Origin of the sequence: Streptomyces sp. NPDC057682 (assembly GCF_042799575.1) — a bacterium.
Lineage (GTDB): Bacteria > Actinomycetota > Actinomycetes > Streptomycetales > Streptomycetaceae > Streptomyces.
This window is the reverse complement of the sequence record NZ_JBHVIN010000001.1, coordinates 359531-372305: the sequence shown is the minus strand read 5'-3', so window position 1 is coordinate 372305 and position 12775 is coordinate 359531. Positions and strand designations below refer to the sequence as shown.

At 69.1% G+C, this 12775-nt stretch carries 12 protein-coding genes and 1 riboswitch; of the genes, 4 read left to right on the top strand and 8 right to left on the bottom strand.

Annotated features, from left to right (window positions below; translation table 11 throughout):
- Positions 1-87: 87 nt before the first annotated feature.
- The 3 genes from cydB to hisC form a co-directional block, all read right to left on the bottom strand.
- On the bottom strand, positions 88-1089 hold the full coding sequence (gene cydB, locus ACFVDM_RS01740; protein ID WP_383631531.1) for a cytochrome d ubiquinol oxidase subunit II: 1002 nt from the start codon (positions 1087-1089) through the stop codon (positions 88-90).
- A gap of 19 nt (positions 1090-1108) precedes the next feature.
- Positions 1109-2617 (bottom strand): cytochrome ubiquinol oxidase subunit I, encoded by a 1509-nt coding sequence (locus tag ACFVDM_RS01735; protein WP_383631528.1) that lies wholly within the window; start codon positions 2615-2617, stop codon positions 1109-1111.
- Between the two features lie 266 nt (positions 2618-2883).
- Positions 2884-3963: a histidinol-phosphate transaminase gene (gene hisC, locus ACFVDM_RS01730; RefSeq protein ID WP_383631525.1), complete on the bottom strand. Its 1080-nt coding sequence runs from the start codon at positions 3961-3963 to the stop codon at positions 2884-2886.
- Positions 3964-4334: 371 nt separating this feature from the next.
- Between hisC and ACFVDM_RS01725 the strand changes: the two genes are divergently transcribed.
- The 4 genes from ACFVDM_RS01725 (at position 4335) to ACFVDM_RS01710 (ending at position 8410) form a co-directional block, all read left to right on the top strand.
- A complete protein-coding gene (locus tag ACFVDM_RS01725) occupies positions 4335-5447 on the top strand; it encodes a LacI family DNA-binding transcriptional regulator (RefSeq protein WP_383631522.1) in 1113 nt (370 codons plus the stop codon).
- Between the two features lie 173 nt (positions 5448-5620).
- The gene (locus tag ACFVDM_RS01720; protein WP_383631519.1) at positions 5621-6670 is read left to right on the top strand and encodes a metallophosphoesterase; all 1050 of its coding nucleotides are present in this window, start codon (positions 5621-5623) and stop codon (positions 6668-6670) included.
- A gap of 181 nt (positions 6671-6851) precedes the next feature.
- Positions 6852-7670, top strand: a complete 819-nt coding sequence (locus ACFVDM_RS01715; RefSeq protein WP_383631516.1) for a hypothetical protein — start codon at positions 6852-6854, stop codon at positions 7668-7670.
- A 44-nt stretch (positions 7671-7714) separates the two neighbouring features.
- A complete protein-coding gene (locus ACFVDM_RS01710; RefSeq protein ID WP_383631513.1) occupies positions 7715-8410 on the top strand; it encodes an IMP cyclohydrolase in 696 nt (231 codons plus the stop codon).
- Between the two features lie 72 nt (positions 8411-8482).
- On the opposite strand, the gene thiC is transcribed toward ACFVDM_RS01710, so the two are convergent.
- The 5 genes from thiC to ACFVDM_RS01685 all read right to left on the bottom strand — a co-directional run bounded on the left by thiC (position 8483) and on the right by ACFVDM_RS01685 (position 12739).
- Positions 8483-10276, bottom strand: a complete 1794-nt coding sequence (thiC, locus tag ACFVDM_RS01705; RefSeq protein WP_383631510.1) for a phosphomethylpyrimidine synthase ThiC — start codon at positions 10274-10276, stop codon at positions 8483-8485.
- Positions 10269-10403, bottom strand: a riboswitch (TPP riboswitch). (Overlaps the previous gene by 8 nt.)
- A 130-nt stretch (positions 10404-10533) precedes the next feature.
- Complete coding sequence (locus ACFVDM_RS01700; RefSeq protein WP_018553937.1) at positions 10534-10971, bottom strand: SsgA family sporulation/cell division regulator; 438 nt, start codon at positions 10969-10971, stop codon at positions 10534-10536.
- Between the two features lie 101 nt (positions 10972-11072).
- Positions 11073-11843 (bottom strand): IclR family transcriptional regulator, encoded by a 771-nt coding sequence (locus ACFVDM_RS01695; protein ID WP_383631507.1) that lies wholly within the window; start codon positions 11841-11843, stop codon positions 11073-11075.
- A gap of 241 nt (positions 11844-12084) precedes the next feature.
- Entirely contained in the window at positions 12085-12294 is a 210-nt protein-coding gene (locus tag ACFVDM_RS01690) for a DUF5326 family protein (RefSeq protein WP_383631504.1), read from the bottom strand.
- A 127-nt stretch (positions 12295-12421) separates the two neighbouring features.
- Positions 12422-12739, bottom strand: a complete 318-nt coding sequence (locus ACFVDM_RS01685) for a cupin domain-containing protein (protein ID WP_383631501.1) — start codon at positions 12737-12739, stop codon at positions 12422-12424.
- Positions 12740-12775: the final 36 nt, after the last annotated feature.

Sequence of the window (12775 nt, the reverse complement as noted above, 5' to 3'; positions counted from 1 at the left end):
GTGAAACACCCCATGCGGCTCGGCATGATCGAGAAGACGGGCCCGCTGCCCCGGCCTCGTCCGTGACGCGGCCGGAGCACCGTGCGTTCAGTGCGCTTCGGCGATGTGCTGCGTACCGATCCGCTTGCGGAACACCCAGTACGTCCAGCCCTGGTACAGCAGGACGATCGGGGTGGCGATCCCCGCGCACCAGGTCATGATCTTCAGCGTGTACGGGCTGGACGAGGCGTTGGTGACGGTGAGGCTCCAGGCGTCGTTCAGCGACGACGGCATGACGTTCGGGAAGAGCGTCAGGAACAGCATGGCCACCGCGGCCACGATCGTCAGCCCCGAGAGCGCGAACGCCCAGCCCTCGCGCCCGGCGGCCACCGCGCCGATCGCCGCGACCAGCGCCAGCGCGGCGACGATCAGCGCGAGGAGGCTCCAGCCGTCCCCTCCGTCGGTCTGGGTCCAGATCAGGAAGGCCAGCGCGAGCACGGCGGTGACCGCGCCCAGCTTGAGCGCCAGCCCCCGGGCCCGGCTCCGGATGTCCCCGACCGTCTTGAGACCGACGAACACCGTCCCGTGGAAGGTGAAAAGGAAGAGCGTGACCAGCCCGCCGAGGATCGCGTACGGGTTGAGCAGGTCCCAGAAGTTGCCCACGTACTCCATGTCCGCGTCGATCTTGACGCCGCGGACGATGTTCCCGAAGGCCACGCCCCAGAGCAGCGCCGGGATCAGCGAGGTCCAGAAGATCGCGTGCTCCCAGTTGCTCTGCCACCGCTCCTCCGGCCGCTTCGCCCGGTACTCGAAGGCGACGCCCCGCACGATCAGGCAGAGCAGGATGATCAGCAGCGGCAGGTAGAAGCCCGAGAACAGCGTGGCGTACCACTCGGGGAAGGCGGCGAAGGTGGCTCCGCCGGCTGTCAGCAGCCAGACCTCGTTGCCGTCCCAGACGGGCCCGATCGTGTTGATCAGGACCCTGCGCTCCGTGCGGTCCCGGGCCAGGAGCTTGGTGAGCACGCCGACCCCGAAGTCGAATCCCTCCAGGAAGAAGTAGCCGGTCCAGAGAACGGCGATGAGCACGAACCAGACGTCGTGGAGTTCCATCTCTCTGCTCCCTGTGCGCTCAGTAGGAGAAGGCCATGGGGCGGTCGGCGTCGTCGTGGTCGCCGCCGATCCTCGTGGGCGGGTTGAGGTCGGCGTCGGTGAGCTCCGGCGGACCGGCCTTGATGTACTTCAGGAGCAGCTTGACCTCGATGACGGCGAGGATCGCGTAGAGCACGGTGAAGAGGATCAGCGAGGTGAGCACCTCGCCCTGCGAGACACCGGGGGAGACCGCGTCGCGGGTCTGCAGGACGCCGTAGACGACCCAGGGCTGGCGGCCCATCTCGGTGAAGATCCAGCCCCAGGAGTTGGCGATCAGCGGGAACAGCAGCGTCCACAGCGCGAGGAACCAGTAGACCCGCGCGAACTTGGGGCTCAGCGCCTTGTTCCTGAAGAGCACCAGATGCGGTACCTCGTCCTCACCGGTGCGCAGCCCCGGTGGCAGCAGGAACTTCTTCCGGGTCAGCCACAGCCCCAGGATGCCGAGACCGAAGGAGGCCATGCCGAAGCCGATCATCCACCGGAAGCTCCAGAAGGCGACGGGGATGTTGGGCCGGTAGTCGCCGGGCCCGAAGCGCTCCTGCTCGGCCTTGTTGATGTCGTTGATGCCGGGGACGTAGGAGTTGAAGTCGTCGTCGGCGAGGAAGGACAGTATCCCGGGGATCGAGATCTCGACGGTGTTGTGGCCCTTGCTCACATCGCCGTAGGCGAAGATCGAGAAGGGCGCGGAGTCCTGTCCGTCCCACAGCGCCTCGGCGGCGGCCATCTTCATCGGCTGCTGCTTGAACATGACCTTGCCGAGCTGGTCGCCGCTGATCGCGGTGAGCAGACCGGCGATCACGACGGTGACCAGGCCCAGCCGCAGCGAGGTCCGCATCACCGGGATGTGCTTCTTGCGCGCCAGGTGGAAGGCGGCGATGCCGACCATGAACGCGCCGCCGACCAGGAAGGCCGCCGTGATGGTGTGGAAGAACTGGGCGAGCGCGGTGTTCTGCGTCAGTACGTGCCAGAAGTCCGTCAGCTCGGCGCGGCCGCGCTCCTTGTTGATGCGGTAGCCGACCGGGTGCTGCATCCAGGAGTTGGCGGCCAGGATGAAGTACGCCGAGAGGATCGTGCCGATCGAGACCAGCCAGATGCAGGCGAGGTGGATCTTCTTCGGCAGCTTGTCCCAGCCGAAGATCCACAGCCCGATGAAGGTGGACTCGAAGAAGAACGCGATCAGTGCCTCGAACGCGAGCGGGGCACCGAAGATGTCGCCGACGAACCGCGAGTAGTCGGACCAGTTCATCCCGAACTGGAACTCCTGGACGATGCCCGTGACGACGCCCATGGCGATATTGATCAGGAAGAGCTTTCCCCAGAACTTGGTGGCCCTGAGGTACTTCTCCTTGTTGGTCCGCACCCAGGCGGTCTGCAGGCCCGCGGTGAGCGCGGCCAGAGAGATCGTCAGGGGAACGAAGAGGAAGTGGTAGACGGTGGTCGTTCCGAACTGCCATCGCGCCAGGGTTTCCGGCGCCAGAGCCAGCTCCACGTCGTCTTCTCCTTACGTCGCCGTTGCTACACCGGCAGTTTGTCCTGTGAATCCACCCGATCACGGGAGGAACAGGACACGCTTGTGAACGCGTTCACATTCACAAGCAATTATGGCGCACACACTTTCGGGAGCGATGACCGGGGGGTCCCTTTCGTCGCACCACCGGGGGGCACCCGCGCCGCACCACCCCCGCGCACGCGAACGGCCCCGCACCTCGCGCACGAGATACGGGGCCGGGACGGCGGGCAGGGGCCGCGCCGGGGCTACAGCGACCGGCGGTACGACTCCGTCACCTTCAGGAACAGATCGTTCGCCTCGTTCTCACCGATCGTGACGCGCACACCCTCGCCCGCGAACGGCCTGACCACCACACCGGCCTTCTCGCAGACGGCCGCGAAGTCCGCCGTCCGCTCCCCCAGCCGCAGCCAGACGAAGTTGGCCTGGGACTCCGGCACCGTCCACCCCTGGCGCGCCAGCACCTCCTGCACCCGCTGCCGCTCACCCACCAAAGAGCCCACCCGGCCCAGGAGTTCGTCCTCGGCCCGCAACGAGGCGACCGCCGCGTCCTGGGCGAGCTGGCTGACCCCGAACGGCACCGCGGTCTTGCGCAGCGCCGCCGCCACCGGCTCGTGCGCCACGGCGAAGCCCACCCGCAGCCCGGCCAGGCCGTAGGCCTTGGAGAAGGTCCGCAGCACGGCCACATTGGGCCGGTCCCGGTAGATCTCGATGCCGTCCGGGACCTCGACGTCGCGGATGAACTCCTTGTACGCCTCGTCCAGCACCACGAGCACGTCGGAGGGCACCCGGTCCAGGAAGCGCTCCAGCTCCGCCCGGCGCACCACGGTCCCGGTCGGGTTGTTCGGGTTGCAGACGAAGATCATCCGCGTCCGGTCGGTGATGGCCCCGGCCATCGCGTCCAGATCGTGCACCTCACCGTCGGTCAGCGGCACCTTCACCGAGGTGGCCCCGCTGACCTGCGTGATGATCGGGTACGCCTCGAAGGAGCGCCAGGCGTAGATGACCTCGTCGCCCGGTCCCGAGGTCGCCTGGAGCAGCTGCTGCGCCACACCGACCGAACCCGTACCGGTGGCGAGGTGCGAGACGGGCACACCGAAACGCTCGGCCAGCTCGTTCATCAGACCGGTGCAGGCCATGTCCGGGTAGCGGTTGAAGTGCGCGGCCGCGGCCAGCGCCGATTCCATCACCCCCGGCAGCGGAGGATAGGGATTCTCGTTGGAGGACAGCTTGAAGGCGACGGGCCCGTCGGCCGCCGCCGGCTTGCCCGGCACATAGGCGGGAACGCCGTCCAGTTCCGCACGCAGCTTGGGGCTCGTCTCGCTCACCGCAGGTCCTCCTCGACCGTCTGTACACATCAATACTGCTCACCTTAAGAGGATTGGCCGCCGCTGCGAATGGGCGGAACGGGGATTCGCCCGGTGGGCCCCGGAATGAGGGGGAGCGCTCCGCGCCATGGCGCGCGCCGGTGGCTCGCGCCGTGGCGCGCGTCCCCCGAAGAGGTGAGTTGAGACCTCTTCGAGACATCGCCCCAAGGGCAGGCCCATCCGGCCGGACACGTGACACATGACGGCAGAACCCCCCAACGCCCTTGATTCTCAAGGCCATTGGCCACTTTTGATCATGCAGAAACGTGCCTGTCAACGGCTGCATATGCGGCCGGGCCAAGTACCCGTCCGAGCCCTACTATCGGCTCGCCATGACAGCAGCAGGGAAGCACCAGGTAAGCCGGACGGAGACCCCCCGGCGCGGCGGCAGGCAGGGACGAGCAGGTATCCGGGACGTGGCCGCCGCCGCCGGGGTCTCCATCACGACCGTCTCCGACGCGCTCAACGGCAAGGGGCGGCTCCCGGACGCCACCCGCCGCCATGTCCGCGAGGTCGCCGAGCGCCTGGGCTACCGCCCTTCCGCCGCGGCCCGAACGCTCCGTACCGGCAAGTCCGGCCTCATCGGCCTGACCGTGACGACCTACGGGGATGAACCTTTCACCTTCACCGAATTCGCGTACTTCGCGGAGATGGCCAGAGCCGCGACCTCCGCCGCGCTCGCCCGCGGCTACGCCCTCGTCATCCTGCCCGCCACCTCACGCCACGACGTCTGGTCCAACGTCGCCCTGGACGGCACGGTCGTCATCGACCCCTCCGACCAGGATCCGGTCGTCACCGAGCTCGTACGCCAGGGGCTGCCCGTCGTCTCCGACGGCCGCCCGGCCGGGTCGCTCCCGGTCACCGCCTGGGTCGACAACGACCACCGGGCGGCCGTCCTCGACCTCCTGGACCATCTCGCCGCCGCCGGCGCCCGCCGCATCGGGCTGCTGACCGGCACCACCACCGACACGTACACCCGGCTCTCCACCACCGCGTACCTCCACTGGTGCGAGCGCGTCGGGCAGGACCCGGTCTACGAGTCCTACCCCGCCCACGACCCCTGTGCGGGCGCGGTGGCGGCCGACCGGCTGCTGGCCCGCCCCGACCGCCCGGACGCCGTCTACGGCCTCTTCGACCCCAACGGCACGGACCTCCTGGCCGCCGCCCGGCGGTACGGACTGCGCGTCCCCGAGGACCTGCTGCTGGTCTGCTGCTCCGAATCGACCGTCTACGCGACGACCGAGCCGCCCATCACCACGCTCTCGCTCAAGCCGCGCCGCATCGGCACAGCCGTCGTCCAACTGCTCATCGACGCCATCGAAGGGGTCGACCACGACGGCCCGGTGGAGCGGGTGATACCGACGGAACTCATCGTGCGGACCTCCTCGCAACGCCGTCCGCCCCGCACCACCGTGAGCGCGCCACGGTCACCGGCAGGGGACTGATCAGGCCAATTGGGATCAATCGACCGAGGAACCCGGCCCACTCCAGGATTCACCACCCCTGGTGCGTCACAGAGGACGATCCTCATTCCTATGATGGGCCCACGACACCGCGGACGACCCCGACCAGCAGGGCCCGTCAGGTGTACGGCGGCACGAAGGCGGTGGAGGGGTCGATGACACAGGGGGCCGGTCAGGATCCCGTGGTGCGGACGGCGACGTTGCGCGACTTCCGCGTACCGCCCTACGCGCAGTCCCCCGCGCCGCCGCATCCGGGCGCCGCCGCTCCCGAGGGCGAGCCTCCGGAGGGGTACACGCCGACCGCACGGGACCTCCCGGTGATCACCCGGGAGGACACCGTCCAGGTGCGCGCCGTGCCCGAGCCCAGGCCGTCCCAGGACCCGGGCCGCGGCCCGCTCTACGTCGTCGGTGACGTCCACGGCTATCTGGACGAGCTGGTCGCCGCCCTCACCGAACAGGGTCTGATCGACGCCGAGGGCCAGTGGTCCGCGGGCAACGCGCGGCTCTGGTTCCTCGGCGACTTCACCGACCGCGGTCCGGACGGCATCGGCGTCATCGACCTCGTGATGCGCCTCTCCGCCGAGGCGGCCGCCGCCGGCGGCTACTGCAAGGCCCTGATGGGCAACCACGAACTGCTGCTGATCGGCGCCAAGCGGTTCGGCGACACCCCGGTCAACTCCGGGGCCGGCACCGCCACCTTCCAGGCGGCCTGGCTGCTCAACGGCGGCCAGAAGACGGACATGGAGCGTCTCCAGGACGTCCACCTCCAGTGGATGTCCCGGCTCGACGCGGTCGTCGAGGAGGACGACCACCTCCTGATGCACTCGGACACGACGGCCTACCTCGACTACGGCTCCACCATCGAGGACGTCAACGACACGGTGCACGCCATTCTCACGCGGAACGACGCCGACGAGTGCTGGGACCTCTTCCGGAAGCTGACCAAGCGGTTCGCCTTCCGTGACGACTCCGGGGCACAGGCCGTCCAGGAGCTGATGGCGGCCTACGGCGGCCGGCGCATCGTCCATGGTCACAGCCCCATTCCGTACCTCCTGGGCGAGGTCGGGACAGAGGAGGGCGAGGACGGCGCCGGACCCGTGGTGGACGGTCCGCACGTGTACGCGGAAGGCCTCGCCATCGCCATGGACGGCGGAGTGACCATGGCCGGAAAGCTCCTGGTCGCCCAGCTCCCCCTGCATGACTGACGCGCTTGCGGGAAGACGCATCCCGATCTGAACACGCCAGCCTCCGGGCCTATTTACGGAAACACCCTGTCACCCCGTGCCGTGGGCGCTCTACCATCGGCGTACCAGTAGCAGGCTCTCCTCCGTTTCCGCCCGACCGCCCGGTCCGTCCGGGTGCTCAGGCCCTACGGAGCATCGGGGGATGCACATGAACAGCGCTCCGCACCTGCTGACCGAGGACCGGCCCGAGTACGAGCGGATCCTCGACGACGCACTGCGCCACGCTCATGAACGACCGGATCTGGCCGCCGTCGGAGAACGGCTCAATCCGGTGCAGCTGCGCACCATGGCCATGGCCGCCACGGCGCTGATCACCGCTGCCGCCGCCACCGAGTACGACCACTACGTGAAGGCCCGTGAGGAGGTCCGGGCGGCCGCCGCAGCGGACGAGGACCCGGAGGCGGACACCCTCCCCGCCGGTGCGCAGTCCGGGGCCGGCATAGGTGCGGTCGTCACCGTCCTGGCACCGCTTCTGGCCGGGACCGCCGCCCTGATCTTCCTGCTGGTCGGCTATCTCCTGAAGATGCTCGACCCGCCGCCGGCGTTCGCGCGCACGATGGTCGGCGCGGGCTGGTTCTTCGCCGCGGTGACCGCCGCCGCCATCCTCGTCGCCGCCGTCGGACTGCTCGTCACCGCCCTGCGCAACGGCTCGGACGACCAGGACGCGGAGGAACCGGGCGAGGAACTGCCGGAGGACGTCGCCCGCGCCCGCGAGGCCTGGCGGCACGCCCTGCTGGAACGGGGCATCCTGCCGTTCCTGAGGGACGCGCTCGCCGACCCGGGCGCCGCCACGGCCGCCCGCGTCCCGCACCGCTCGCCCCACCGCATCCCCAAGATCGGCTACAGCCGCCCGGACTTCTCCAGCCCGGACGACGGGCCGGCGGCGGCCCCGCGTCCCACCTTCACCAGTCCGGACTTCACCAGCCCCGACTTCGGCGGCCCGGACCACGAACCGGAGTAACCAGCTCCGGTCCCCGGGGCTCGCACCACTGACGAAAGCGTGACATGACAGACCTGACCGATCTCCTCTCGGCCAATCCCTATCCGGGCCGGGGCGTGCTCTGCGCCCGGACCCGGTCCGGCGCCGTCCTCGGTGCCTACTTCCTGACGGGCCGCAGCGCCGCCTCCAAGGACCGCGCGCTGCGCGTGAACGGCGACGAGCTGACCGTCGGGCCCGTGGCCCCCGTGGAGCACGACCCGCTGCGCCACTACGCCGCGGCCCTCCACACCGCCGACTGGCTGGTGTTCGGCAACGGCGAGCAGGTCGCCCAGGTCGCCGGGCGGCTGGACAAGGACATCGCCCCCGCCGAATCCCTCGGCGGACTGGAGTACGAGCCCGACCCGCCGATCCGCACCTCACGGATCACGGCGCTGCTCAGCCGTGACGGCGGACGCACCGCCGTCTTCGGCGCCGCCCGTCCGAGCCGGGGCTCCCGGACGTCCAGCAACGTCATGACGCTCACCGTCCGGGACCTGGAGCCGGGGGAGGCCGTCCTGCTCACCACCTACCGCTCCGACGGCAGCACCGTGGCCGTCGCCGGCCCTTTCGACGAGACCACGGTGGCCGCACACGACGGACCGGAGCTGCTCGACGAGATCTGGTCGGCCCTGAACCCCGCGTACCGGGTCGCCGCCGTCGTCCTGGATCCCGAGCGGGGCCCGGCCTCGGCGCTCCGGCGCGCGGAACCGCGCACCGCCTGAGCGGACGGACGACGGGGGCGCCGCCCGGAGCGAGAGCTCCCGGGCGGCGCCCCCGTGCACGCCGAGGCGTACTCAGTCGGCGAGCGGCAGATAGACTCGGTTGCCCGAGGCCGCGAACTCCTTCGACTTCCGGAGCATCCCCTCGGCGACCTCCTCGGCCGTCGCTCCGGCGGCCTCCGTACCGCCGAACTGCTCGTTGATGGACCGGCTGATCTTCATCGAGCAGAACTTCGGCCCGCACATCGAGCAGAAGTGCGCCGTCTTGGCCGGTTCGGCCGGCAGCGTCTCGTCGTGGAACTCACGCGCGGTATCCGGATCGAGGGCCAGATTGAACTGGTCCTCCCAGCGGAACTCGAAGCGGGCGTCCGACAGCGCGTCGTCCCACTCCTGCGCCCCCGGGTGCCCCTTGGCCAGGTCCGCCGCATGGGCCGCGATCTTGTAGGTGATGACCCCGGTCTTCACATCGTCCCGGTCGGGCAGGCCCAGGTGCTCCTTGGGCGTCACGTAGCAGAGCATCGCGGTCCCCCACCAGGCGATCATCGCGGCGCCGATGCCCGAGGTGATGTGGTCGTAGGCGGGCGCCACATCGGTGGTGAGCGGGCCGAGCGTGTAGAACGGCGCCTCCTCGCAGATCTCCTGCTGGAGGTCGATGTTCTCCTTGATCTTGTGCATCGGGACGTGCCCCGGGCCCTCGATCATCGTCTGGACGCCGAACCGCTTGGCGATCGTGTTCAGTTCGCCGAGCGTGCGCAGCTCGGCGAACTGCGCCTCGTCGTTGGCGTCCGAGATCGAACCGGGCCGCAGCCCGTCGCCCAGCGAGTACGTCACGTCGTACGAGGCGAGGAGTTCGCAGAGTTCCTCGAAGTTCTCGTACAGGAACGACTCCTTGTGGTGCGCGAGGCACCAGGCCGCCATGATCGACCCGCCGCGCGAGACGATGCCCGTCCTGCGGTTCGCCGTCAGCGGCACGTACGGCAGGCGCACGCCGGCGTGGACCGTCATGTAGTCGACGCCCTGCTCGGCCTGCTCGACGACGGTGTCCCGGTAGATCTCCCAGGTCAGCTCCTCGGCCCGGCCGTCGACCTTCTCCAGGGCCTGATAGAGCGGCACGGTGCCGATCGGCACGGGGGAGTTGCGCAGAACCCACTCACGGGTGGTGTGAATGTTGCGGCCGGTGGAAAGGTCCATGACCGTATCGGCGCCCCACCGGGTCGCCCAGGTCATCTTGTCCACCTCCTCCTCGATGGAGGACGTGACCGCGGAGTTGCCTATGTTGGCGTTCACCTTCACCAGGAATCGCTTGCCGATGATCATCGGCTCGATCTCCGGATGGTTGACGTTGGCCGGCAGTACCGCCCGCCCCGCGGCTATCTCCTCGCGCACCACCTCGGGCGCGACGTTCTCGCGTATCGCGACGTACTCCATCTCCGGGGTGATCTCGCCCCGGCGGGCGTACGCGAGCTGGGTGACCGCCCGCCCGTCCCTGCCGCGCCTGGGATGGCGCGGGCGGCCGGGGAAGACCGCGTCCAGATTGCGCAGCCCACCGCGCGGAGCGGTGTGCCTGAGCCCGTCGTCCTCGGGGCGCGCGGGGCGTCCCGCGTACTCCTCGGTGTCGCCGCGGGCGATGATCCAGTTCTCCCGCAGGGGGGACAGCCCCCGGCGGACATCGGTCTCGGTGGCGGGATCGGTGTACGGCCCCGACGTGTCGTACAGCGTCACGTCCTTGCCGTTGGTGAGGTGCACCTGACGGACCGGCACCCGGAGGTCCGGGCGCGAGCCCTGGACGTATCCCTTGTGCCAGCCGATGGACTTCCCGGCCTCGTCGCTCTGGTTCGAGGCAGGCGTGCGTGCGTCCGATGTGGTCATGAGACCTACTCCCTACGCCGGCATTACCCGGTAACAGGTTCGGCGGTCGGCGCAGCCTCGTCCCGTACGGACGTACGGAGATCAGCGCCCTCTCAGCCCGGTGCTCCGAGCTCCCGCGTGTGCAAAGGTGCCACCACGCTAGCGTCCGCACGGCAGGACTGAACAGAGGGCCCCGGGGGAGGCCGGACACGGAGAGCGATTCACCCGTTCGGCAGGTGTCCTGTTCGACCGGGTTCCGGGCCAGGAGCACGGCCGGGTCAGCCGGCGTTCTGCTCTTCGGCCAGAATTCGCCCCAGCGCCTCTTCCAGATTGCCCTCGAAGTCACCCAGCGTGCACTCCTGCCCCAGGGGCACGAGCTTGTCCGTCCGGTCGAGGAACGCCACCAGGGGTGCCGTGCCGGCCCTGAACAGCGCGCGGTCGGCGCCGACCTGCAGCCGGATGTGGACGTCGGACAGGCCCTCGGGCTCGATCGGCCCGATGTGCACATCGCCGTCACCACTGGGGCTGTTGAGGCCGTCGAGCAGCAACTCACGGCCGAAAGCCCAGGTGACGGGGGCGTCGCCGGGCAGATGGAAGGTCATCCGGATCGCGTACGGATCGCACACTTCGTACCGGAGCTCCACCGGGATACGGAATGAGAGCTCCTCGGAGACGAGGAAGCTCATCATGACCTCAGCTTGAACCGACTCGCGCATCGTTCAACCCCGCAGTAGATGAATCTGGCCAGGAATGATCCCCCGTGGCCCTATTGACGCCATCGTGGTGCACGCGATAGCAGATCACAAGGAGTGATTTTTCAGATACTGATAGAGAACACGAACGAACGCAAGAGGCTGGCCACTTCGCCACGTAGTCGTTCGACTGCGGGGAGCAACTGTTCTTCCCGGTCGAGCGGGACGGAAATGGCCACGGCGGCGGCCGTGAAACCGGCCGAGATCGGGAGGGCGGCACAGACCGTGCCGAGCGCGTACTCCTGCCGTTCGACGACGGGTTCGACGCGGCCGATCGACCGCAGCCGCTCAAGGAGCGCGGGGCGGTCACGCACCGAGTAACGGGTCAACGGGCTTACGGGATGGCGGTCGAGGTGGTCCTCGCGGGCCTTCTCGTCGAGCTGGCTCAGCAGGCACTGGCCGATCGCGTGGGCGTGCCCGGTCTCCCCGAAGGCGGCCCACTCCTCGACGGCGGGCGTCTCCGGGCTGTCCGCGACCGCGACCAGCTCGATCTCGCCGTCGCGGTAGACGGCGCAGTACACGGGCACACCGATGATGTCCCGCCAGCGCCCCAGGGACTGGGTCATCCTGCTGCGACGATTCCGCAGCGCCCCGTCACCGGCCAGCCGCTCCGCGGCGGCCCCGAAGAGGAAGACGCCGTTCTCCCGGCGCAGATATCCCTCGTGCGTCAGGGTGCGCAGCAGGTGGTACGCGGTGGGAAGCGGAAGCCCCGCCTCACGCGCGAGCTGTTTGGCAGGGGCACCGTCGCGATGGGTGCCCACCGCCTCCAGCAGCCTCAGCGCCCGCTGTACGGATCCGATCAGCGTCGGGACGGCGGTATTCGATGCCGTGGCCAACGGTCACCCCCAGGCATGGTGACGGGCGGTCAGCCCGCCTGTGGGGGCCGCCCCCACAGCTCTCCCGCAGGCCTGGGGTCCCGAAGGCCGGATGCCGTACAAACCACTGGTCAGGGTGGCCACTGACGGTGCTTTCCCAGGCGGCGGCAGCGAACTGCCACTGTATCGGGAGCATCCGGGCGGGGTGTCGTTTCGTCTTCCGCTTAGCTCAGCTGGGCTAACGGCCCGGCCGATCGTGCGGTTACCAGCCGCTTCCCGAGGAGGAGGACATGAACTTCCGTACGACGAAGACCAGACCGCCGACCAGGATCACGAAGATCAGGACCTTGAACAGCAGACCGATCACGAACCCGACGATGCTGGCGATCAGACCGCCGAACACCACGATCGCGATGACCGGCACCGCGATCCACTTCACCCACCAGGGCATCCCCGCGAATATCTCCCGCACGGCCATCGTCCTTACCTCGTCTCTGTGAGTTCCTGCTTCGATGCTAGAGGCGCGGGGGTGGTCGACGGGGCCCCGGCAGCCCTTGGACTCCCCTGATCGATCCCCTAGGGATCCCCGGGGGAAGCGCTCAGCCCTCGGGCGGGGAGAACACCACCATCACGCGCAGGTCCTCGGTGATGTGGTGGAACTTGTGGGGAGTCCCGGCCGGTACGTACACGACACTGCCTCTGCCCACCTGCGTCGTTTCCATGCCGACGGTGATCGAGGCGCGGCCGCTGACGACGAGGTAGACCTCGTCCTGCCGGTGCGGCTGCTGCGGATCGAGGTCGCCCGCGTCGAGCGCGTACAGACCGACCGACATGTTCCGTTCCCGGACGAACTGGAGATACGCGCCGTCGTTGGCGGCCCGTTCCGCCTCCAGCTCGTCCAGTCTGAATGCCTTCATGGCCCGTGCGCCCCTTGCCTGTGCCCAGCCGGTGTC

What these genes read in the sequence shown, in the direction of transcription:
- cydB (WP_383631531.1), bottom strand. Translation starts at nt 1,089, where the DNA reads ATGGAACTCCACGACGTCTGGTTCGTGCTCATCGCCGTTCTCTGGACC.
- ACFVDM_RS01725 (WP_383631522.1), top strand. Translation starts at nt 4,335, where the DNA reads ATGACAGCAGCAGGGAAGCACCAGGTAAGCCGGACGGAGACCCCCCGG.
- ACFVDM_RS01720 (WP_383631519.1), top strand. Translation starts at nt 5,621, where the DNA reads ATGACACAGGGGGCCGGTCAGGATCCCGTGGTGCGGACGGCGACGTTG.
- ACFVDM_RS01715 (WP_383631516.1), top strand. Translation starts at nt 6,852, where the DNA reads ATGCACATGAACAGCGCTCCGCACCTGCTGACCGAGGACCGGCCCGAG.
- ACFVDM_RS01710 (WP_383631513.1), top strand. Translation starts at nt 7,715, where the DNA reads ATGACAGACCTGACCGATCTCCTCTCGGCCAATCCCTATCCGGGCCGG.
- thiC (WP_383631510.1), bottom strand. Translation starts at nt 10,276, where the DNA reads ATGACCACATCGGACGCACGCACGCCTGCCTCGAACCAGAGCGACGAG.
- ACFVDM_RS01700 (WP_018553937.1), bottom strand. Translation starts at nt 10,971, where the DNA reads ATGCGCGAGTCGGTTCAAGCTGAGGTCATGATGAGCTTCCTCGTCTCC.
- ACFVDM_RS01685 (WP_383631501.1), bottom strand. Translation starts at nt 12,739, where the DNA reads ATGAAGGCATTCAGACTGGACGAGCTGGAGGCGGAACGGGCCGCCAAC.